The following is a 21,740-nucleotide window of genomic DNA, read 5'->3' as shown; positions in this document are numbered from 1 at the left end:
TTTCGCGTGGCTCTGCGTTATCCGCAATTGTCTTGGGTGTTATATAGTCAAGCCGCACGAGCAATTAGTACTGGTTAGCTCAACGCCTCACAGCGCTTACACACCCAGCCTATCAACGTCCTGGTCTTGAACGGCTCTTCAGGAGGCTCAAGGCCTCAGGGAGATCTCATCTTGGAAGGGGCTTCCCGCTTAGATGCTTTCAGCGGTTATCCTGTCCGAACATAGCTACCGGGCAATGCGTCTGGCGACACAACCCGAACACCAGCGGTTCGTCCACTCCGGTCCTCTCGTACTAGGAGCAGCTTTCCTCAAATCTCCAACGTCCACGGCAGATAGGGACCGAACTGTCTCACGACGTTCTAAACCCAGCTCGCGTACCACTTTAAATGGCGAACAGCCATACCCTTGGGACCGGCTTCAGCCCCAGGATGTGATGAGCCGACATCGAGGTGCCAAACACCGCCGTCGATGTGAACTCTTGGGCGGTATCAGCCTGTTATCCCCGGAGTACCTTTTATCCGTTGAGCGATGGCCCTTCCATACAGAACCACCGGATCACTATGACCTACTTTCGTACCTGCTCGACGTGTCTGTCTCGCAGTCAAGCGGGCTTGTGCCATTACACTAACCGTACGATGTCCGACCGTACTTAGCCCACCTTTGTGCTCCTCCGTTACGCTTTGGGAGGAGACCGCCCCAGTCAAACTACCCACCACACAGTGTCCTCAACCCCGATAAGGGGTCAGAGTTAGAACCTCAAACATGCCAGGCTGGTATTTCAAGGTTGGCTCCACCGGAACTGGCGTCCCGGGTTCAAAGCCTCCCAGCTATCCTACACAAGCATGCTCAAAGTTCACTGTGAAGCTATAGTAAAGGTTCACGGGGTCTTTCCGTCTAGCCGCGGATACACCGCATCTTCACGGCGATTTCAATTTCACTGAGTCTCGGGTAGAGACAGCGCCCCCATCGTTACGCCATTCGTGCAGGTCGGAACTTACCCGACAAGGAATTTCGCTACCTTAGGACCGTTATAGTTACGGCCGCCGTTTACCGGGGCTTCGATCAAGAGCTTCGCACGAATGCTAACCCCATCAATTAACCTTCCGGCACCGGGCAGGCGTCACACCCTATACGTCCACTTACGTGTTTGCAGAGTGCTGTGTTTTTAATAAACAGTCGCAGGGGCCTGGTATCTTCGACCGGCTTCCGCTCCACCCGCAGGGGCTTCACGTACACACCGGCGTGCCTTCTCCCGAAGTTACGGCACCATTTTGCCTAGTTCCTTTACCCGAGTTCTCTCAAGCGCCTTGGTATTCTCTACCTGACCACCTGTGTCGGTTTGGGGTACGGTCTCGAATAGCCTGAAGCTTAGAAGATTTTCCTGGAAGCAGGGCATCAATGACTTCGCGCCCTTGGGCACTCGTCGTCGCGTCTCAGGATTGTGGACCCGGATTTGCCTAAGTCCACTCCCTACTCGCTTAAACCGGGACAACCGTCGCCCGGCTCACCTAGCCTTCTCCGTCTCTCCATCGCAGCTATCCAAGGTACGGGAATATTAACCCGTTTCCCATCGACTACACCTTTCGGTCTCGCCTTAGGGGCCGACTCACCCTGCGCCGATTAGCGTTGCGCAGGAACCCTTGGTCTTCCGGCGTGCGGGTTTTTCACCCGCATTGTCGTTACTCATGTCAGCATTCGCACTTCTGATACCTCCAGCATGCTTCTCAACACACCTTCGCAGGCTTACAGAACGCTCCCCTACCCCGCATACAATGTATGCAGCCGCAGCTTCGGTGACCAGTTTGAGCCCCGTTACATCTTCCGCGCAGGCCGACTCGACTAGTGAGCTATTACGCTTTCTTTAAAGGATGGCTGCTTCTAAGCCAACCTCCTAGCTGTCTGAGCCTTCCCACATCGTTTCCCACTTAACTGGTACTTTGGGACCTTAGCTGGCGGTCTGGGTTGTTTCCCTCTTCACGACGGACGTTAGCACCCGCCGTGTGTCTCCCGGATAGTACTCACAGGTATTCGGAGTTTGCATCGGGTTGGTAAGTCGAGATGACCCCCTAGCCGAAACAGTGCTCTACCCCCTGTGGTATTCGTCCGAGGCGCTACCTAAATAGCTTTCGGGGAGAACCAGCTATCTCCGGGCTTGATTAGCCTTTCACTCCGATCCACAAGTCATCCCCTGGCTTTTCAACGACAGTGGGTTCGGTCCTCCAGTGCCTGTTACGGCACCTTCAACCTGCTCATGGATAGATCGCCCGGTTTCGGGTCTATGCCCAGCGACTAATTCGCCCTATTCAGACTCGGTTTCCCTACGGCTCCCCTAAACGGTTAACCTCGCCACTGAACATAAGTCGCTGACCCATTATACAAAAGGTACGCCGTCACAGAACAAGTCTGCTCCGACTGCTTGTACGCATACGGTTTCAGGGTCTATTTCACTCCCCTCACAGGGGTTCTTTTCGCCTTTCCCTCACGGTACTGGTTCACTATCGGTCAGTCAGGAGTATTTAGCCTTGGAGGATGGTCCCCCCATGTTCAGTCAACGTTTCTCGTGCGCCGACCTACTCGATTTCACTGGACTCAGGTTTCGGATACGGGGCTATCACCCACTATGGCGGCACTTTCCAGAGCCTTCTCCTACCAGTTGTCCAGCTTAAGGGCTGGTCCCCGTTCGCTCGCCGCTACTTAGGGAATCTCGGTTGATTTCTTTTCCTCGGGGTACTTAGATGTTTCAGTTCCCCCGGTTCGCCTCTTGCACCTATGGATTCAGTACAAGATACCGACCCGAAAGTCGGTGGGTTTCCCCATTCAGAGATGTCCGGATCACAGCTCGTTTGCCAGCTCCCCGAACCTTATCGCAGGCTTCCACGTCTTTCATCGCCTCTGACTGCCAAGGCATCCACCGTATGCGCTTAGTTGCTTGACTATATAACCCCAAGACAACTGCGTTCCATCTATCGACCGCCTGGTAAACCAGGATGCCAATAAGTGGAGACAGTTCCTTGAAGCGATATAACAACCACTTCAACGACAACACCGGATAACGCTTGAAATCGCTATCACTTTGAACAGTTTCTCTCGGAGATAATGAGAGAAATCTATTCGTGTTCTATCTCGTCCAATTTGTTAAAGAGCAAATCTGACCCAGTGATCAGAAAGGAAGGCTTCATCGATATGAAACATTCGTTTCTGTACACTGCTAACCGGAGTTAGTCAGTTAATCGTCGATCGTTCAGGCTTTTTTGGTGGAGCTGAGCGGGATCGAACCGCTGACCTCCTGCGTGCAAGGCAGGCGCTCTCCCAACTGAGCTACAGCCCCTCATCGAAACCACTCACCAAGCCGACCAAATGCCGTACTCGGAAAATCGTTCAGATCTAGGCGCTTTCAGGTGTAGCGTGCGAGTAGCACGTGAGCCTGGAAGCAACGACGAGCTGAGCGATTTTGGTGGGTCTGGGTGGACTTGAACCACCGACCTCACCCTTATCAGGGGTGCGCTCTAACCACCTGAGCTACAGACCCAAACATACGGGACTGCAAAGCCCCTTTTGCTCTCTTTATTAGCCAACCAAGTAATTCGTGTGGACTCTGACCGAAGCTCTCGGCTTCGTTTAAGGAGGTGATCCAGCCGCAGGTTCCCCTACGGCTACCTTGTTACGACTTCACCCCAGTCATGAACCACACCGTGGTAATCGTCCTCCCGAAGGTTAGACTAACTACTTCTGGTGCAATCCACTCCCATGGTGTGACGGGCGGTGTGTACAAGGCCCGGGAACGTATTCACCGCGACATTCTGATTCGCGATTACTAGCGATTCCGACTTCACGGAGTCGAGTTGCAGACTCCGATCCGGACTACGACGCGTTTTAAGGGATTGGCGCACTCTCGCGAGTTGGCAGCCCTCTGTACGCGCCATTGTAGCACGTGTGTAGCCCTGGCCGTAAGGGCCATGATGACCTGACGTCATCCCCACCTTCCTCCGGTTTGTCACCGGCAGTCTCCCTGGAGTTCTCAGCATTACCTGCTAGCAACCAGGGATAGGGGTTGCGCTCGTTACGGGACTTAACCCAACATCTCACGACACGAGCTGACGACGGCCATGCAGCACCTGTCTCAGAGTTCCCGAAGGCACCAATCCATCTCTGGAAAGTTCTCTGGATGTCAAGGCCAGGTAAGGTTCTTCGCGTTGCGTCGAATTAAACCACATGCTCCACCGCTTGTGCGGGCCCCCGTCAATTCATTTGAGTTTTAACCTTGCGGCCGTACTCCCCAGGCGGTCAACTTAGTGCGTTAGCTGCGCCACTAAGACTTCAAGAGTCCCAACGGCTAGTTGACATCGTTTACGGCGTGGACTACCAGGGTATCTAATCCTGTTTGCTCCCCACGCTTTCGCACCTCAGTGTCAGTGTTGGTCCAGGTAGCCGCCTTCGCCACTGGTGTTCCTTCCTATATCTACGCATTTCACCGCTACACAGGAAATTCCACTACCCTCTACCACACTCTAGTCAGACAGTTCGAAATGCCGTTCCCAGGTTAAGCCCGGGGCTTTCACATCTCGCTTACCTAACCACCTACGCGCGCTTTACGCCCAGTAATTCCGATTAACGCTTGCACCCTCCGTATTACCGCGGCTGCTGGCACGGAGTTAGCCGGTGCTTCTTCTGCGAGTAACGTCAATCCTCAAAGGTATTAACTTTAAGGCCTTCCTCCTCGCTGAAAGTGCTTTACAACCCGAAAGCCTTCTTCACACACGCGGCATGGCTGGATCAGGGTTGCCCCCATTGTCCAATATTCCCCACTGCTGCCTCCCGTAGGAGTTCGGGCCGTGTCTCAGTCCCGATGTGGCTGATCATCCTCTCAGACCAGCTACGGATCGTCGCCTTGGTAGGCCTTTACCCCACCAACTAGCTAATCCGACTTAGGCTCATCCAATAGCGCAAGGTCCGAAGATCCCCTGCTTTCTCCCGTAGGACGTATGCGGTATTAATCCGGGTTTCCCCGGGCTATCCCCCACTACTGGGCAGATTCCTAAGCATTACTCACCCGTCCGCCGCTCGTCAGCGGGGTGCAAGCACCCCCTGTTACCGCTCGACTTGCATGTGTTAAGCCTGCCGCCAGCGTTCAATCTGAGCCATGATCAAACTCTTCAGTTTAAATCATACAAGAACCCGAAAGTTCTTAATTCTTGCTCAAGACAAAACTCAATTTCGACGAGTCACTGTCCTGATATTTCGTATCCGAAATACCTCGGCCAGCGCCCACACGAATTACTTGGTTAACTTTTTAAAGAGCGTTTGAGCTGTTGCTCAATCAAGGCCGCGTATTCTACATCGTTCCGCTGCCCTGTCAACCGTTTATTTTTCGCCGTTTCCGCTTCCGAAAACCGCCGAAAAACTGTCCGGCTTACTGCCTGTTTCGAGGTGCGCATTCTACACTGAACCGCCTTCCTGTCAACCGCTTCCTGAAGAATCTTTCAAACTTTTTCTTCAGTGCTTTCAAGCAGTTATCGCTGAGGCTTTACCCCTTCTCAGTGGCCAGCCCCTCAAGCGAGATGCGCATTCTACAGACCTCTGCTGAGGAGTCAACGGCCAATCTGAAATTTTTTCAAATTGGCCGCAACCAGCCTTACTTCACTCGACAATGACCACCCGGGCAATCTTCTTCTTACCCGCCTGGACAACGCAATCATCACCTTTGACAAACCTGCGATCACCTTCAAACTGTTTGCCATCTATATAGACAGCACCACGACCAAGTACATCTCTGGCAGCAGCGCCATTCTTTACCAGCCCAGCCAGGCGAAGGACGGCTGCCATCGGCATTTCATCCTGCCCTTCGAGAGAGACTTCTACCAATGGTACGTTTTCCGGAATCTCCCCGAGCGCAACCCGGTTGCCGGCAGACTTGTGAGCGGTTTTCGCAGCCTCTTCATCATGGAAGCGAGTAATCAGCTCTTCAGCCAGTATTTTTTTATAGTCCTGCGGGTTGGCACCAGCTTCCACCTCAGCGCGGAACTGTTCCACTTCCGCCATCGGCCGGAAGCTCAGCAATTCGAAGTAACGCCACAGCAACTCATCCGGCATCGACAACAGCTTGGTGTACATCTCTCCCGGTGAATCACTGACCCCAACATAGTTGCCCAACGACTTGGACATTTTCTGCACACCATCCAGACCCTCAAGAATCGGAACGGTAATAATGGCCTGGGGCGCCTGACCATAATGCTTCTGCAGAATCCGCCCCATCAGCAAATTAAACTTCTGGTCAGTACCACCAAGCTCCACATCAGCTTCAAGCGCTACGGAGTCGTAGCCCTGAATCAGCGGATACAGGAACTCGTGAATGGCAATCGGCTGCTCAGCTTTATAACGTTTGGTGAAATCATCACGCTCGAGCATCCGTGCAACCGTATACTGACCCGCGAGCTGGATCATGCTCGCGGCATTCATCTGGCTCATCCATTCGGAATTGAATACAACCCGGGTTTTCTCCGGGTCCAGAATCTTGAACACCTGCTCTTTATAGGTAATAGCGTTCTTGCGCACCTGCTCTTCTGTTAAAGGAGGACGTGTTGCGCTTTTTCCGGTTGGATCGCCAATCATTCCCGTGAAGTCACCAATAAGGAAGATGATTTCATGGCCAAGATCCTGGAACTGGCGGAGCTTGTTGATTAGCACGGTGTGGCCGAGGTGCAAATCAGGTGCGGTCGGATCGAAACCCGCCTTGATCCTCAGCGGCCGATCTTCTTTAAGCTTTGCAATCAAATCCTCTTCGGGAATCAGCTCTTCAATACCGCGCTTGATAACGGCCAACGCTTCCTCAATTGTTGCCATGAACCTTTCGTCCCCAGTTTGACTTGGTGCCAGGGTTTGCCGGCGGCAGTTACAGACCTCAACAAAACAAATCTGTGTTTAACCGACACCCTTGCTAAAGTGTGACTGCTCAGTTTTCAACCAAACCGAGCAATAAAAGGACCGGCATTATACCAGCGGCAGGCAGTTTTGTACGACCAGACACCCGCTCAACCGTAATGTTCGACACTGTCCTGATAATGTCAGATGCGGTAATCTGTTTGACTTTACTTGATCTAGCGCTTTAATTAGCTAGTACAACTTGCTGGAATACCGATGAAAACGGGTGAGCCACGTGCTTAAAACATTCCCCAAAACACATATTACTCTGGCAGCAGCAGTGACGATTGTTGTCTCTGCGGCTGTGCTGATGAGCCCCAGCGCTGACGTCGAAGCCAAGCGCATGTCCTACACCATTGACCTCGAAGAGGGCCTGGTGTCTGGCGCGGCATCGAAAGACACCAGGCCCGCCCAGACACAGGAAGCCAGCGGCACTCAGCCCTCAGAGGACAAAGCGCAAAGTGCCGGAGAACCAATCGCTCAGACTGGGCGCACAGCGAAACCCGATACCCCGAAGGTCGACTGGCAGGAGTTTCGTGTAAAGTCCGGCGACACACTGTCTTCGCTGTTTCGCAAAGCAGGTTTCAACGATGGCATCATGCTGTCGGTGATTCACGGTGAGGGCGAAGCAGGCAAGCTTCAGCGCCTATACGCCGGGGAAGACATTCGCTTCGGTGTCGACAGCGAGGGGCAGCTTGTGGCCGTAGAGCTGCAACGCAGCCGCCTGGAAACTCTCAAGATCTCAAAGGCCGACAACGGCTTCCTTGGCAACACAGAAGTTCGCAAACCGGAGCCGCGCCCGGCATTTGCCGCCGGCGTCATTGACGGCTCCCTCTATCTTGCCGCCAGGGACGCAGGCCTGAATGACCGGCTCACCATGGAACTGGCCGGAATATTTGGCTGGGACATCGACTTTGTCTACGACGTCCGCAAGGGTGACAGCTTTGAAGTTGTGTACGAAGAGCTGTACATCGACGGTAAAAAATTTGATACCGGTCGAATTCTTTCCGCACGCTTCATCAACCGCGGTACTGAGAATGTGGCCCTGCTGTACACAGACAACAACGGCGAGAGTGACTATTACACGCCGGAAGGCAAAAGTATGCGTAAGGCGTTTCTGAGAGTTCCAATCAACGCCCGCGTGTCATCGCCCTTCAACCTGCAACGCCGACACCCGGTACTGGACGTGGTCAGACCCCACGAGGGAACCGACTATGCCGCGCCCCCGGGCACACCGATCAAGGCAGCCGGCAGTGGGCGAGTGCAGTTTGCCGGCTGGAAAGGCGGCTATGGCCGCACCGTGGTTTTGCAGCATGGCGACAATATCACCACCCTGTATGCTCATATGAGTCGACTGGGTAAAGGCATCAAGAATGGCACCCGGGTAAAACAGGGAGACACCATTGGCTATGTTGGCTCATCCGGAATGGTGACCGGCCCTCATCTGCATTACGAGTTCCGGGTGAATGGCGTTGCCAAGAACTCCCGTACCGTGAAACTGCCCGACGCCAAGCCCGTACCAAGCGCTGAAATGGCAAGATTTCGCCAATTCACCGAGCAACGGCTGGCGCAGTTCAATGGTTTCCGCGAGAGTGGCCGCCAACTGGCTCTGGCATCGGACAACTGATTATGACCTACTGGCTCGGCCTGATGTCAGGCACCAGCATGGACGCAGTGGACGCGGTGCTGGTGTCTTTCACTGGCCGGCATCTGGATATTCATTCCACGCTTTCGCTACCCTACCCTGAACCACTCAGACAAAGGCTCCTGCTGGCCACCCGAAACCAGTCAGACACTGACGAACTCGGTGAATTGGACACACTGGTGGGCCACCACTTTGGTCATACCGCAAAGGAACTGATCCGGCGCTCCGGCCTGGAAATCCGGGATATTCGAGGCATTGGCAGTCACGGGCAAACAGTACGCCACCAACCTGCCGGCCCTGCCCCCTTCTCACTTCAGATTGGCAATGCCGCCTGTATTGCGGAAAGCACCGGACTGACCACGGTCTCGGATTTTCGCAGCAGAGACCTGGCCGCTGGTGGTCAGGGCGCCCCACTGGTTCCGGCCTTCCATCAATGGCTGTTTGCCTCGGACGAGCAGGATCGCTGCATACTGAATCTTGGAGGAATTGCCAATATCACCTGGCTTCCAGCCGCTGGCCGCAAACCGGTGATAGGCTTTGATACCGGCCCGGCAAATGCCTTGCTTGATGCCTGGTGCCTGGACCAGACCGGGCGTCACTATGATGAATCCGGACACCTGGCAAGCGAGGGCGCTGTGCATTCGGAGCTGTTGAGCAGCATGCTTTCCGATGCCTATTTCAGCAAGCCAGCTCCGAAAAGCACCGGCAAGGAGCGCTTCAACCTTGACTGGATCAGAACCCACCTGCAGCGGTTCCCCGATCTGGCTGCAGAGGACGTTCAACGGACCCTGTTACAACTGACGGTGATTACCGTTCTGAAGCAGTTGCCACAGGAGTCCGCCAACATGACGGTTTACGCCTGCGGCGGCGGAACGTTCAACCGGTTAATGATGAATGAACTCAGAGTCGGACTGGGGTCGGTAGCACTGACCACAACGGCTGATCTGGGGTTGGACCCGCAATGGGTAGAGCCGGTGGCATTTGCCTGGCTGGCCAGGCAAACCCTCGAAGGCCAGCCCGGAAACCTTCCCGAGGTGACCGGCGCCAGAGGCCCGCGGGTGCTGGGCGCGATTTACCCGGCTTGAGGCATCAGATGGAAAACGAACTGCCGCAACCGCAGGTGGAACTGGCGTTTGGATTCTGAACCACAAATTGTGAACCCTGAAGGCCTTCCTGATAATCAATGGTGGCGCCTACAAGGTATTGGTAGCTCATGGAATCAACCAACAACTTCACTCCATCCCGCTCTATGACGGTATCGTCGTCTTCCTGATTCTCGTCGAACGAAAACCCGTACTGGAACCCCGAACAACCGCCACCTGTTACGAACACCCGCAGTTTGAGATCAGGATTCTCCTCTTCCTCGATCAACTCGCGAACCTTGGCAACAGCGCTGTCGCTGAAGAACAACGGTGTGGCTATTTGCTGTTGAACTACACTCAAGGTATGCCTCCGGGAGATAAAGCGGTCAGAGGATTATGGTATTCCCGACTAAAACAGTCAACTATTCGGATTTACCCTCACCCTCTGACTCCGCGCTCAGCACAGACTCTTTATTGTGAGTCAGCAGGCCGCTGGTTTCATCCTGACGAACCAGATTACCGTTCACGGATGCCCCCATGGCCATCTCGATAAGACGATAGTATACGTTACCGTTAATGGCAGCGTTCTCTGCCAGTTCAAGGTGGCTGGTGGCGCGCACGTCACCGTTCACCTTGCCATTGATAATAATGTGTGGCGCAGTGATATCGCCGGTGATTTCCCCCACCTCCGACAGCCGGACCACAGCGTCACTGCCCTCTTCCGCCAGCACCCGACCTTTGATCTTGCCATCCACGTGCAAGCCGCCGGAAAAGCGTACATCGCCCTCAATGGTTGTTCTGGATGAAATCAAGGTATCGAAATGGCCAACGGAACGGCGCGGTTTCTGTTTTTTCTTGCCCAGCATGTATCAGCTCCCAGTTAACTGTGCCCAATCAAATGTTCGTTCTGCCTGTGAGGCATTCCGCCCCTGCGCCTGCGCAACCACCTGGATTTCGTAGGGCTCAAAGCCTTGGGGAAGGCTCAAGGTACCCTCTACATCCTGGAAGTACCGAAACCGGAACCTGACCCCCAGATCCTCGATGTCATCGGACAGATCGCGCAAGGCAATCACTTCTTTCTCACCGCCCAACCGGCCTATGATATTCACGGCCACCTGCCCGGCGATGAAACTGTTGTTATTGCCAACCTGAGTTAGCACCATCTTGAACCGATAGGTGTTATCACCACGGGCGGACGCCAACGTAAAGCTGTCAACCTGCAGCCCTTTACTGGTTTCTGAGGGCGCCATGATATTCCGATAGAACGTCAGGTCTGCCTCCAACTCCGATATTCGGGTTTCGAGCCCAACGATGGTGTTCCTGGCTTCTCGCAGTGCCTGTTCGTCGATCGCCCGCCCGCGCTCTAGATTCACCAGATTCTGCCGCGCGGTGCGGAATTGATCCCGCAGACTGCGCAACTCCTGTGCCAGCTGCTCGTTCGAGGCTTCAGCAGATGAAAACCGGAACCCGCCCTGCGCCATTCCAGCAGCGTAACCTGCAATGGCGGCAACCACGGTAAAAGCCAGCAGGATCATCGTCCGGCGCAGGCGGTAGCCCGGCCGGTGGCGGATCACCACATACTCATCGTTCGGTTTGCGGGTATCACTCACCTTGTATTGCCCTCAAGGAAGAAGTGCCGGAGCCTTCAGGCCCTGGGTTTCGTCAAGACCAAACATGATATTCATGTTCTGCACTGCCTGCCCGGCAGCGCCTTTGACCAGGTTGTCGATGACCGAGGAGACAATCACCACATTGCTCTGTTCCTGGCGATGCAATGCCATCCGGCACTGGTTGCCGCCGCGAACACTTCGGGTTTCCGGGTGACTGCCAAAAGGCATGACATCCACAAATGGCTCCGCCCTGTAGCGCTCTTCGTAGAGGGCCTGGAGCCGATCAAAATCCGCCGGCTCGGACAGCTCCGCGTACAAGGTGGCTTCGATACCCCGAATCATCGGTACCAGGTGCGGCACGAAGGTTACGCCCACCGGCCCGGTAGCTGCCAGACTCAGGCCCTGGCGGATTTCCGGCAGGTGCCGATGCCCGGAGGCACCGTAGGCCTTGAAGCTTTCACCGATCTCACCATGTAGCATGCCGATGTTACCCTGGCGACCGGCACCGCTGGCACCAGATTTGGCATCGGCAATCAGCCGGGTGGGATCAACCAGCCCCTGTTCGAGCAAAGGCAGGAAGCCAAGCTGCACCGCCGTGGGATAACAACCAGGATTGGCGACCAACTGGGCCTGGCGAATCGCGTCACGTGCCACCTCAGGCAGACCATAAACCGCTTTTTGTGCCCACTCCGGGGTTTCATGGGGCATGCCGTACCACTTGGCCCAGACATCCAGGTCTTTCAGGCGGAAATCCGCAGACAGGTCTACCACACGAACGCCGGCGGCCATTAGCTCCGGAACCATGCGCATGGCAACCCCATGGGGTGTGGCAAAGAACACCAGGTCGCACTGTGCCAGCACCGCCGAATCAGGCTCCGAGAAGGCCAGGTCAAAATGCCCTCGCAGATTGGGGTACATGTCAGCTACCGGCATACCAGCCTCGGAGCGCGAAGTGATGCATTTCACCTCTGCGTCCGGATGAACGGCAAGAATCCGCAATAGCTCAACACCGGTGTACCCGGTTCCCCCAACGATGCCTATTTTAATCACACTCATCTCCAACGTGGTCTGGTCAGAATTCCCGGGTAGTCTACCATGATAATCCAAGGACTTATTGCAGCCTGCAGACCCATGGTTACAATGTTGTCAGAATCCTTCTGAAGGACCCGCCCATCGACCCGGAACCCGGCGCTCATGCGTAACATCAGGCAACAGATCACCGAGAACCTGATCCCCGTTTTCCGGAGGAAACTGTCGGGGGTCGATGCACTGCCACAACTGGCTGTGCTTGGGCTGTTGTCCGGAATTGTCACGGGCGCGGTGATTCTGTTGTTCCGGCTCGCCATTGAATGGCCGCTGGAACATTTCCTGCCCGGAGCGGGCTCAGAGAACTTCGAGCAACTGGACATCCTGACCAGGGGGCTGCTGCCTCTGGCCGGTGCCGTTGGTCTGGGCATTCTGTTGCACAAACTGTCCATTCACGATCGCAAGGTGGGCATCGTCCACATTATGGAGCGCCTGAACTACCATCAGGGCTACATATCGTTCAAAAGCGCCATGGTTCAGTTTGTTGCCGGGGTTACCACCGTAGTATCCGGCCAGTCGGCTGGCCGGGAGGGCCCTGCGGTGCACCTGGGCGCGGCGTTTTCAAGCCTGTTCGGGCAATGGCTGAGACTGCCCAACAACAGCATACGAACACTGGTGGCCTGCGGCTGTGCAGCCGCTATCTCGGCGTCTTTCAACACGCCGATTGCCGGCGTGATCTTCGCCATGGAAGTGGTGATGATGGAGTACACCATTGCCGGCTTCACGCCGATTATTCTGGCGGCGGTCAGTGCCGCCATCATTACCCAGATCGTCTACGGCTCGGAACCAGCCTTCAGCGTGCCCGCGCTGACGATGAACTCTCTGCTGGAAATTCCATGGATCCTCGCGATTGCCGTGATCATCGGAATTACCGCCGCGGCTTTTATCCATCTGGTGGACAACATGGGGCGCCATCACCACCGGCCGGTACTGCTCCGTATCACGGTGGCTGGCCTGCTGATGGTGCCGTTTGCGATCCTGGTTCCGGAAACCATGGGTATTGGTTACGACACGGTCAGCGAAACCATTCACGGCGAATTGGGGTTCTGGCTGCTGCTTGGCGTGGGCGTGGCAAAACTGGTGATTACCGGGTTGTCTATCGGGCTTGGCATGCCAAGTGGCGTGATCGGCCCGACCATTTTCATGGGGGCGACCCTTGGCGGAGCGATGGGGCTGATCGGCGCCCAGATCTTCCCCGAGCTGGCATCGTCGGTGGGCTTTTACGCCATGCTGGGCATGGGGGCGATGATGGGGGCGGTGCTACAGGCACCGCTGGCCGCACTGATGGCCTTGATGGAACTGACTCGAAACCCGAACATCATTCTGCCTGGCATGCTGATCATCACCACCGCCAGCCTGGTGACCAGTGAAGCTTTCGGCAAAAAATCCCTGTTCCTGACCATTCTGAAAAACCAGGGCCTGAGTTACCAGAATTCACCAGTGATCCAGGCGTTAAGGCGAGTGTCGGTGGGCGCGATCATGGACCGGAGCATTTTGCGCACGGATCGGGAGCTAACCCCGGATGAGGCCCGCAAGGCACTGAAGTCGGAACCCAAATGGTTGCTGGTTGAGGGCAGCAACGGGCCAACCGCGCTGCTACCGGCAGTGGATCTTGCCCGCTACCTGGAAGACACCGAAAAACAGGTTGCCGAAGAGGGCATCGACCCTCCGGACACCGTCGACCTGATGGAAATCCCGGCCAACCGGCGGGATGTGGCGCCAGTGCAATATCAAGCCACCCTGGAAGAGGCCCTGAACGAATTCGACTCGACCCAGGCTGAGGCACTGTACGTACAACGCCATGTAGCCCCGATGATTCAGCGGGTTTATGGTGTCGTGCTTCAATCAGATATCGAAAGCTATTACCAATACCGACGGAGTTGATGGATGTTGTGGGTCAAGGCGTTTCATATCATTTCTCTGGTGTGCTGGTTTGCCGGCATTTTCTATCTGCCCAGACTGTTCGTGTACCATGCAGCCTGTGAGGACCAGCCGGGCCGCGAACGCTTCAAGATCATGGAGCGCAAGCTGTACCGGGGCATAACAACACCCTCGATGATCGCCACGGTGGTCTTTGGAATCTGGTTACTCAGTTACAATGTGTCCGGTTATTTCAGCATGGGCTGGATGCACGCCAAACTGGCTCTGGTCGCGCTGCTGGTCGTCTACCATTTCTATTGCGGCCACTTGGTGAAAGTCTTCCGGGATGACAAGAATACCCGCAGCCACGTGTTCTATCGCTGGTTTAACGAGGTTCCGGTATTCATTCTGTTAGCGGTGGTCATTCTGGCTGTTGTAAAACCCTTTTGAGGAGAGCAACCATTAATAGCTACACCCGCCCCCATGTTCTGGTGCTGTCTGGGCTGGACCCCTCCGGTGGTGCCGGCATTCAGGCCGATATCCAGGCGATTACTTCCCTTGGCGGGCACCCCCTGCCAGTGCTGACCTGCCTGACCGTGCAGGACACCAACAACGTCTATGGCGCCGAGCCTGTCAACGCCGAGCTGATCCGGCAACAACTGCAGTGCCTGGCAGCAGATGTGCCCATCCATGCCATCAAGACCGGCGCCCTGGGCAATGCCGATGTGGTCGATGTGCTGGTGGAGTTTCTTGACAGCCAGCCGGAGTTGCCGCTGATTGTCGACCCGGTCATCAAGGCCGCCGGCGGCGGCGATCTTGCCGATGAAGCGCTGGTTCAGGCGATGAAAACCCGGCTGTTCCCCAGGGCGGAAATGATCACCCCCAATGGCGTTGAACTGGCCCAATTGGGTGGCAGTGATGATCCTGACCAGGCCGCCAGAAACCTGATTGACGCCGGCTGCCAATCGGTACTGGCCACCGGTGGCCATGGCACGGGCATCCATATCGTCAATACCCTGTACAACCACGCCCCGGAACCCATGCACTGGGAAGTGGAAAGGGTCGGTGCCAATGAGTTCCACGGCACCGGTTGTACGCTGGCCGCCGCCATTGCGGCCGGGCGCGCCAGTGGGTTGTCGGCCAGGGCATCGATCTCCCAGGCGCAGAACTACGTTCACCGTGCCCTGCTGCACGCGCTGAACGTGGGCAAAGGCCAACGGGTTCCCGACCGGGGCATTCTGTGGGAACGCTGAACCGGATGCTTAAACCAGGCCTGTATGCCATTACCGATAACGTACTGACCCCGGCAGATCAGCTGATTGCCGCCGTGGAAGCGGCATTGCAGGGCGGAGCGACACTGGTACAGTACCGCGACAAGGCAGGCACCAGTGCCGAGCGATTGCGCCAGGCAACGGAGCTGAACGCCCTGTGCCGCCAGGCCGGCGTGCCCCTGCTGATTAACGATGACCCGGAACTGGCCCTGCGGGTGGGCGCTGCGGGTGTGCACCTGGGCCAGGACGATTGCACCCTGGCCGACGCCCGGCGTGTTCTGGGGTCAGAGGCCATCATTGGCATTACCTGCCACCATCGGCTGGACCTTGCCCGCAACGCCAAGGCGGCAGGGGCCGACTACCTGGCGTTTGGCCGGTTCTACAACTCGGCCACCAAACCCGGTGCACCACCTGCAGAAACGAGTGTATTGACGGAAGCCAGAGCGCTGGCGCTTCCGATTACCGCGATTGGCGGCATCACCACCGACAACGCCGAAGCCCTGATCTGTGCCGGCGCAGACCTGATTGCGGTAGTGGGCGGTCTGTTTGGTGGCACTCCGGAGGACATCAGGCACAGAGCGGAAACCTTTACCCGGCTGGTGGCCAGGCATCACCCTCTTTTCTCATCTTCAAACTGACAGGAGCTATCCGTGACTCACTCTGAAACGCTATTCGAACAGGCCCAGAAATACATTCCGGGCGGCGTAAATTCACCGGTGCGGGCCTTCCGCGGTGTTGGCGGTACTCCGGTTTTCTTCAAGCATGCCGAAGGCGCTTATCTGTATGACGAAGATGACCGCCGATACATTGACTTTATCGGCTCCTGGGGCCCGATGATCCTTGGCCACTCAGACCCGCGCATTAAAGCGGCCCTGCACGCCCAGGTGGATCTGGGTGTGGGCTATGGCGCCCCTACCGCCATCGAAACCGAGATGGCGAAGAAAGTGTGTGAGCTGGTGCCCTCCATTGAACTGGTGCGCATGGTTAACTCCGGAACCGAAGCCACCATGAGCGCCATTCGCCTGGCTCGTGGCTACACCGGCCGGGACAAGATTGTGAAATTTGAAGGTTGCTACCACGGCCACGTGGACTCGCTGCTGGTGAAAGCTGGCTCCGGCGCGCTCACCCTGGGTGTACCCAATTCCCCGGGCATTCCCGCCAGCCTGGCCGAACACACCATCACCCTAGACTACAACGACATCGACCAGGTGAGGGAAACCTTCAAGGACATTGGCAACCAGGTGGCGGCAATCATTGTCGAGCCTGTTGCCGGCAACATGAACTGCATTCCGCCGGTACCCGGGTTCCTGGAAGGGTTGCGGGAAGTCTGCGATGAACACGGAACCGTGCTGATTTTTGATGAAGTGATGACCGGCTTCCGGGTGTCACTCGGCGGCGCCCAAGGCTTCTACGGCGTTAAGCCGGACCTGACCGCCCTGGGCAAAGTGATCGGTGGCGGCTTGCCGGTGGGTGCCTTTGGCGGCAAGCGCGAAATCATGGAGCACATTTCTCCACTGGGCCCGGTCTACCAGGCCGGCACCCTGAGCGGCAACCCCCTGGCCATGACTGCGGGCCTAACCACCCTGAACGCCATTTCTGAGCCCGGCTTCCACGATAAACTGACGGAGAAAACCAACAAGGTACGCGACGGACTGAAAGCCGCCGCCGACGAAGCCGGCATCCCGCTGACCGTGCAGTCCGCTGGCGCCATGTTCGGATTCTTCTTTACCAGCGAGCCCTCGGTAACCACCTTCGAACAGGTGATGGCCTGCGATGTGGAACGCTTCAAGAAGTTCTTCCAGGGGATGCTGAAGGAAGGCATCTACCTTGCGCCCTCGGCATTCGAAGCGGGCTTTACCACGGCCGCCCTCAGCGATGACGACATTGAGTTTACCCTGGCCGCGGCCCGGAAAGTCATGGCGACCCTGTAACAGGATCGCCTTGTCAGCTCTGGCCACCTCAGGCCAGGGCTGATGGTTTTCAGAATACCCCTTCCAGCGATAGTGTATAGGTGTGACGACGGTAGTCGTACCGGTCAATCCGGCTATTCTGATCCCGGAAAAGCCACTGGTTACGCACCAGCCATTGCCGACTGATTGCATACTCTGCCATCAGCCCGACTTCCCGCCGCACATCCCGGCGCCGCTGGGTGATCAGTGTATCTTGTTCGAGCCATTGGTGTGGATCTTCGTAATGACTGTGCCGCATGGCAACCTCCGCGCCTACCGAAAGTGCCGGCCCAACCGGATAAATCGCCTCAACGCCCAGTTCATGATGGTCCGGGGATACGCTGGCAAAAAACTCGTCTTGCTGAAAGTCTCTCCGGTGATTGCGCTGCCAACGATAGAACCCGTCAACAAGCAGCGAGTCAAAGCCTTGTTCCGCACGGACTTCAAACTGGTACCACTGGCCATCATAGGCGGCGTAATCCGGGCCGCCATTCACCTGATCCGCTGACACCGACCATGAACAGCCGGACAGCCAGTCGGATAACGGGCAAACGCCGGAACGGCCGAACAGGCTCAGGCCTACACGGGTTTCCAGCTCATCATTGCCCAGCCAGGCCCGTGAGGCACCGGCACGCAGGCCAAGTTCCCACTGGTCAAAGCGGCGCACCCCGGCCGCCCGGGCCTGAACCACAGACGTGTCGTCCGCCCGGCCGCGGGTATAATCCTGACCATAAATCACGCCATCCCAGACCACCCGCCAGTGCTCGCTGACCGGCTGGCTCAGAGTGCCCGCCGCCACCAGCTCGGCGAAAAAGCTGCCTCTGTCGCTCGGCGAGTCGTCGGGAACGCCGGCCACATTGCTGTCGTAGCCAAGCCCGGTAGCCAAGTAGCCTTGGGCAATCGATTTCATTGAGGACGAGTCAGAGGGGGCGTCTCCGGCCAGTTTGGCCAGCTGCCGCTGTGCCAGTTCACGGATGGTTTCTGGCGATTCCTGACGGGCAGACTCCTGAAACCAGCCCTCAGCCTCGGCCGTTCGGCCGTCCGCCAGGGCAACCAGACCGAGATTGTAGTGGGCAAGAGCCTGATTTGACCCCTGCAAAAGCTGGAGAAACAGAGCTTCGGCGGCCGGGTAATCACCGGTTTTGTAGTAGGTGACCGCCAGGTTGTAGGTCAGGGCTGGGCTGTCGTGACCCAGCTCCCTGGCCGTTTCAAACTGCTGCCGTGCGGCGGGATAATCGCCCTGCTGAAACTGTTCAATGCCAGTGGCCATGGCCTGCTGCGCGGATTGATCCGGCTCAGCAACAACGACAGCGGAGATGGCCAACAGGCCCACAAAACGAAGGGTCTTGAACAACCGAAAACCTCAGGCTCGACATCAACGGAACCGGCCGGGGCAGCCCCGTTCCGGGCGAGCCCTGAGGTTAACACAGATAAAAGGTCAGGGACGTGACGATGGTGACGGTAGCTCAGGCCTCAATTCGTCAAGATCCCTTACAGTTTCCGGCAGACTGTCGCGCCCGATATCCGGATTTCCACGCCGGACTTCCCGGGCACGTTCAGAGACCGACTGGCCAAAATCCCGCCCCCGCTCTCTGGCATCCTCTGCCGTTGCCCTGCCAGGCACCGAGCTATTACCTCGCTCGTGGCGGCGCAAACCAGGCAGCTCCGGCAGGCGTATTTCCCGAGTCACGGCACCGGTGAGATCTTCGCTGTCGTCCACCATTCTCATGGTCACATCAAGGTCGTCAGCCAGCGCCAAAGGGGCGCTAACCACCAGCACGGCCACCAGCATCCAGCGGGAAGAGCTGGCCCGCCACCAGGATTCACAAACGCTCATGTTGCAGGCTCCTCTTGATTTGTCCGACTGCCGGAGGCTGCCGGGCCATCATCGTTCGGGTACTGGGGCACCATCGCCCTGAACACTTTCTGACGACCATTGGCATCGAGCTCGGCAATCAACTCGCCGGCGCCGGGAAACAGAATCGTCAAGGGTAGCTCCAATACATTGTCGCCCTGTACAAGACTCACCTGCCAGCTGACCCGATGCTGACCGGGCAAGCCTGACAGCTCAACATGGGGCGGCAGGTCCAGGGTCAAGGTGACATCATCCAGAGCTTCGCCCGCATTAAACGCCAGTCGTACCTTGCGCTCCACCGGCACCATCTCCAACGTATCGGCCGATTCTTCGGTCACGTCTGTGGCCGCCACTTCCGGCTCAAGCCCTGGTTTACCTCCTCCCTGGCCGAGCACCAGACCCAGCACCAGTGCCGCCGCAACGGCACCGCCCCAGGCCACGTGCACCTTGCGATTGGAGCCTGATGCGGGAAGCTGGCCGAACACCCGAGCCTCGAAGCCCGGTGACGGTTCTGGGACCTTGCAGCGGGAGGCCATTTCGGACATCAGCGAGCGCTCGAACGCCTCATGCTGCTGGCACGAAGCACAATCTTCCAGGTGCACGAGCACCGCTTGCGACTCATCAGCAGGCAGCTGGCCCCGAACATACTCGGGTAATTGTGATCGGATTTGCCGACAGGACATAGTTATCACCTCAATGTTCCAGACGCCCGGAATCGCCATCCGGTTCCACCACCGCCTGAAGATGTTTCCTCAGTGCCGCCCGACTGCGATGCAGCCGGGATTTGACCGTGCCGATGGGCACTCCCAACACTTCCGCCACGTCTTCTTGGCGCCAGCCATCCACATCATGAAGCAACAGCAGCGTGCGCTGGTCTGGCGACATCTGCTCCAGGGCCCGGTCCAGCATAGGGCCAAGCCGTTCTTTGTTGAGCTCCAGCTCAGGCGACTGATCGTCCGACATCTGGCTGTCGAGCCAATCAGACTGACTATCCGCTTCCATCAATTCGCTCACCGGGCGGTCAGCCTGGCGCCCCTTTTTTCTGACCGAATCGATGAACTGGCGGTACAGCACCCGGTTCAACCACGGCCGAAGCTGATCCACGGATTCCAGCTCATCCAGGCGCGGATAGAGTTTCACTACCACATCCTGCACCAGGTCTTCGGCGTCCTGAAGGCTACCGGTCAATCGATAGGCAAAGCTGTGCAACGCCGTCAGGTGCGGCTGCACCAGGCGCTGAAATCGCTTTTGCGCGGATGGGCGAAACGGAAGAATGGCCAAAAAAGTACTGCCTGATGACGGTTTACAGAAGCGCGCAGTCTATACCAGCCCTGCCCTTACCAGCGAATTATGACCAACTCATGTGCAAATGTTAATCAAATCAGGGGGAACCCGCAGGGAATCGGAAGCGTGGAGACAATACTGGCGATCACAACGCCGGATACACACTGAAAAGGATACGAACCGGAGGATTTATGAAGCGTTCAACCCAAGTATTCACGGTCTCCGCCCTCGCTGCCGCTTTGGCGGCTTGTGGTGGCAGTGGCAGCGATTCTTCAGGGCAGACAGGCACCGTATCCATGGGGCTGACCGATGCCCCCACAATGGAGCTGAGCAGCGTGAACGTGGCGTTCAACGCCATCCGGCTGAAGCCAGTTGACGGGCCATGGCAGGAATTCAGCCTGGACGAAGTAGGGATTATTGACCTGCTCACCCTGCAAGGCGGCGTGACCGAGCCTCTGATTACCGACGAAGAAGTACCTGCCGGTGAGTATGAGGAAATCCGCCTGATTGTCGATACTGAGCAGTCCTGGGTAACCAAAGAGTCCGATGGTGATGCCCGTTACACTCTGGGTGTGCCATCTGGTGAGCAAAGCGGCCTGAAGCTCAAAGGCAGCTTTATTGTCGCGGCCGATTCCAGCCAGAGCTTCACCATCGACTTCGATGTTCGCAAATCCATCGTTAACCCCCAGGGCCGAGCGCTCGGGGATTATATGCTCAAGCCGGTACTTCGCCTGGTCAACAACCTGGAGGTGGGTGAGCTGACTGGCGAGGTGGATTACACCACAATCCTGCAAGCTCGCAGTGAAAACCCGGAGCGGCTTGACTGCAGTCCGAACTATGAAGGTGCAGTCTATGTCTACGAAGGTGAGATTGACGAACCGGTAGATCTGAACGTCGAACGGGACAGCCTCAATCCGCTGATGGTGGTTCCGGTCACTGAGCAGGAAGATGGCAGCCTGTATGAGTGGACCGCGGCCTTCCTCACCGAAGGCACCTACACCATCAGCTACAGCTGCCAGCTGGATGATAACGAGACCGGCGACGAGATCGAGTTTGAGGGTACCCAGACCCTCGACGTTATCGCTGGCGAAACCACCGTGGCTGACCCCATCCCCGAGCAGCTTTGATAACGCTGCATTGACGCAAAGGCCATGGACGGCCTTTGCTCTGGCTGTTCAGT

18 protein-coding genes, 2 tRNA genes and 2 rRNA genes are annotated in these 21,740 nt (G+C 56.9%); 9 read left to right on the top strand and 13 right to left on the bottom strand.

Annotation, left to right across the window (positions count from 1 at the left end; all coding sequences use genetic code 11):
- Positions 1-43: 43 nt before the first annotated feature.
- The 4 genes from FIV08_RS02560 to FIV08_RS02545 all read right to left on the bottom strand — a co-directional run bounded on the left by FIV08_RS02560 (position 44) and on the right by FIV08_RS02545 (position 5,160).
- Positions 44-2,935 (bottom strand): 23S ribosomal RNA (locus FIV08_RS02560).
- 317 nt (positions 2,936-3,252) lie between these two features.
- A tRNA-Ala gene (locus tag FIV08_RS02555) sits at positions 3,253-3,328 on the bottom strand.
- Positions 3,329-3,452: 124 nt separating this feature from the next.
- Positions 3,453-3,529 (bottom strand) — tRNA-Ile (locus tag FIV08_RS02550).
- Positions 3,530-3,619: 90 nt separating this feature from the next.
- A 16S ribosomal RNA gene (locus tag FIV08_RS02545) occupies positions 3,620-5,160 on the bottom strand.
- Together the 16S and 23S rRNA genes with 2 tRNA genes alongside form the textbook arrangement of a ribosomal RNA operon.
- Positions 5,161-5,309: 149 nt before the next feature.
- Between FIV08_RS02545 and FIV08_RS19675 the strand changes: the two genes are divergently transcribed.
- Positions 5,310-5,651: a hypothetical protein gene (locus FIV08_RS19675; RefSeq protein WP_172972241.1), complete on the top strand. Its 342-nt coding sequence runs from the start codon at positions 5,310-5,312 to the stop codon at positions 5,649-5,651.
- Here FIV08_RS19675 and tyrS read toward each other — a convergent pair.
- The gene (gene tyrS / locus FIV08_RS02535) at positions 5,638-6,840 is read right to left on the bottom strand and encodes a tyrosine--tRNA ligase (protein WP_152437257.1); all 1,203 of its coding nucleotides are present in this window, start codon (positions 6,838-6,840) and stop codon (positions 5,638-5,640) included. The genes FIV08_RS19675 and tyrS overlap by 14 nt on opposite strands.
- Before the next feature lie 313 nt (positions 6,841-7,153).
- Here tyrS and FIV08_RS02530 point away from each other — a divergent pair, with 313 nt between their 5' ends.
- On the top strand, positions 7,154-8,545 hold the full coding sequence (locus FIV08_RS02530; RefSeq protein WP_152437256.1) for an OapA family protein: 1,392 nt from the start codon (positions 7,154-7,156) through the stop codon (positions 8,543-8,545).
- Between the two features lie 2 nt (positions 8,546-8,547).
- The gene (locus FIV08_RS02525) at positions 8,548-9,648 is read left to right on the top strand and encodes an anhydro-N-acetylmuramic acid kinase (RefSeq protein ID WP_152437255.1); all 1,101 of its coding nucleotides are present in this window, start codon (positions 8,548-8,550) and stop codon (positions 9,646-9,648) included.
- A 4-nt stretch (positions 9,649-9,652) separates the two neighbouring features.
- On the opposite strand, the gene erpA is transcribed toward FIV08_RS02525, so the two are convergent.
- The 4 genes from erpA to argC form a co-directional block, all read right to left on the bottom strand.
- Positions 9,653-10,006, bottom strand: a complete 354-nt coding sequence (gene erpA / locus FIV08_RS02520) for an iron-sulfur cluster insertion protein ErpA (protein ID WP_061333558.1) — start codon at positions 10,004-10,006, stop codon at positions 9,653-9,655.
- A gap of 61 nt (positions 10,007-10,067) precedes the next feature.
- Positions 10,068-10,511 (bottom strand): bactofilin family protein, encoded by a 444-nt coding sequence (locus tag FIV08_RS02515; RefSeq protein ID WP_152437254.1) that lies wholly within the window; start codon positions 10,509-10,511, stop codon positions 10,068-10,070.
- Between the two features lie 3 nt (positions 10,512-10,514).
- Entirely contained in the window at positions 10,515-11,255 is a 741-nt protein-coding gene (locus FIV08_RS02510; RefSeq protein WP_072678571.1) for a DUF6776 family protein, read from the bottom strand.
- A gap of 12 nt (positions 11,256-11,267) precedes the next feature.
- Complete coding sequence (gene argC / locus FIV08_RS02505; protein WP_152437253.1) at positions 11,268-12,305, bottom strand: N-acetyl-gamma-glutamyl-phosphate reductase; 1,038 nt, start codon at positions 12,303-12,305, stop codon at positions 11,268-11,270.
- Positions 12,306-12,449: 144 nt separating this feature from the next.
- Here argC and FIV08_RS02500 point away from each other — a divergent pair, with 144 nt between their 5' ends.
- From FIV08_RS02500 to hemL, 5 genes are read left to right on the top strand one after another with little or no spacing between them, the layout of a single operon-like run.
- On the top strand, positions 12,450-14,225 hold the full coding sequence (locus tag FIV08_RS02500) for a chloride channel protein (RefSeq protein ID WP_152437252.1): 1,776 nt from the start codon (positions 12,450-12,452) through the stop codon (positions 14,223-14,225).
- A gap of 3 nt (positions 14,226-14,228) precedes the next feature.
- Entirely contained in the window at positions 14,229-14,651 is a 423-nt protein-coding gene (hemJ, locus tag FIV08_RS02495; RefSeq protein WP_061333554.1) for a protoporphyrinogen oxidase HemJ, read from the top strand.
- Positions 14,648-15,454: a bifunctional hydroxymethylpyrimidine kinase/phosphomethylpyrimidine kinase gene (thiD, locus tag FIV08_RS02490; protein ID WP_228715482.1), complete on the top strand. Its 807-nt coding sequence runs from the start codon at positions 14,648-14,650 to the stop codon at positions 15,452-15,454. Before hemJ ends, thiD begins: the two co-directional genes overlap by 4 nt.
- A gap of 5 nt (positions 15,455-15,459) precedes the next feature.
- Positions 15,460-16,110, top strand: coding sequence for a thiamine phosphate synthase (gene thiE, locus FIV08_RS02485; protein WP_416376914.1), 651 nt, complete (start codon positions 15,460-15,462; stop codon positions 16,108-16,110).
- 12 nt (positions 16,111-16,122) lie between these two features.
- Complete coding sequence (gene hemL, locus FIV08_RS02480) at positions 16,123-17,403, top strand: glutamate-1-semialdehyde 2,1-aminomutase (protein ID WP_152437251.1); 1,281 nt, start codon at positions 16,123-16,125, stop codon at positions 17,401-17,403.
- Between the two features lie 49 nt (positions 17,404-17,452).
- Here hemL and FIV08_RS02475 read toward each other — a convergent pair whose 3' ends face one another.
- The 4 genes from FIV08_RS02475 to FIV08_RS02460 all read right to left on the bottom strand — a co-directional run bounded on the left by FIV08_RS02475 (position 17,453) and on the right by FIV08_RS02460 (position 20,557).
- A complete protein-coding gene (locus tag FIV08_RS02475; RefSeq protein ID WP_152437250.1) occupies positions 17,453-18,775 on the bottom strand; it encodes a tetratricopeptide repeat protein in 1,323 nt (440 codons plus the stop codon).
- A gap of 84 nt (positions 18,776-18,859) precedes the next feature.
- Positions 18,860-19,258 (bottom strand): hypothetical protein, encoded by a 399-nt coding sequence (locus FIV08_RS02470; protein WP_228715481.1) that lies wholly within the window; start codon positions 19,256-19,258, stop codon positions 18,860-18,862.
- Positions 19,255-19,959 (bottom strand): anti-sigma factor family protein, encoded by a 705-nt coding sequence (locus tag FIV08_RS02465; RefSeq protein WP_152437249.1) that lies wholly within the window; start codon positions 19,957-19,959, stop codon positions 19,255-19,257. Before FIV08_RS02465 ends, FIV08_RS02470 begins: the two co-directional genes overlap by 4 nt.
- A 10-nt stretch (positions 19,960-19,969) precedes the next feature.
- Complete coding sequence (locus tag FIV08_RS02460; RefSeq protein WP_152437248.1) at positions 19,970-20,557, bottom strand: RNA polymerase sigma factor; 588 nt, start codon at positions 20,555-20,557, stop codon at positions 19,970-19,972.
- 194 nt (positions 20,558-20,751) lie between these two features.
- Between FIV08_RS02460 and FIV08_RS02455 the strand changes: the two genes are divergently transcribed.
- Positions 20,752-21,687: a DUF4382 domain-containing protein gene (locus tag FIV08_RS02455; RefSeq protein WP_152437247.1), complete on the top strand. Its 936-nt coding sequence runs from the start codon at positions 20,752-20,754 to the stop codon at positions 21,685-21,687.
- Positions 21,688-21,740: the final 53 nt, after the last annotated feature.

The sequence above is a fragment of the Marinobacter sp. THAF197a genome (assembly GCF_009363275.1).
In the GTDB taxonomy this organism is placed as follows: domain Bacteria; phylum Pseudomonadota; class Gammaproteobacteria; order Pseudomonadales; family Oleiphilaceae; genus Marinobacter.
This window is presented reverse-complemented; position numbering and strand designations above follow the sequence as displayed.

Excerpts from the sequence above, each read along its gene's own strand:
- tyrS (WP_152437257.1), bottom strand. The coding sequence starts at position 6,840 with ATGGCAACAATTGAGGAAGCGTTGGCCGTTATCAAGCGCGGTATTGAA.
- FIV08_RS02525 (WP_152437255.1), top strand. The coding sequence starts at position 8,548 with ATGACCTACTGGCTCGGCCTGATGTCAGGCACCAGCATGGACGCAGTG.
- FIV08_RS02515 (WP_152437254.1), bottom strand. The coding sequence starts at position 10,511 with ATGCTGGGCAAGAAAAAACAGAAACCGCGCCGTTCCGTTGGCCATTTC.
- FIV08_RS02500 (WP_152437252.1), top strand. The coding sequence starts at position 12,450 with ATGCGTAACATCAGGCAACAGATCACCGAGAACCTGATCCCCGTTTTC.
- hemJ (WP_061333554.1), top strand. The coding sequence starts at position 14,229 with ATGTTGTGGGTCAAGGCGTTTCATATCATTTCTCTGGTGTGCTGGTTT.
- thiE (WP_416376914.1), top strand. The coding sequence starts at position 15,460 with ATGCTTAAACCAGGCCTGTATGCCATTACCGATAACGTACTGACCCCG.
- FIV08_RS02470 (WP_228715481.1), bottom strand. The coding sequence starts at position 19,258 with ATGAGCGTTTGTGAATCCTGGTGGCGGGCCAGCTCTTCCCGCTGGATG.
- FIV08_RS02465 (WP_152437249.1), bottom strand. The coding sequence starts at position 19,959 with ATGTCCTGTCGGCAAATCCGATCACAATTACCCGAGTATGTTCGGGGC.
- FIV08_RS02455 (WP_152437247.1), top strand. The coding sequence starts at position 20,752 with ATGAAGCGTTCAACCCAAGTATTCACGGTCTCCGCCCTCGCTGCCGCT.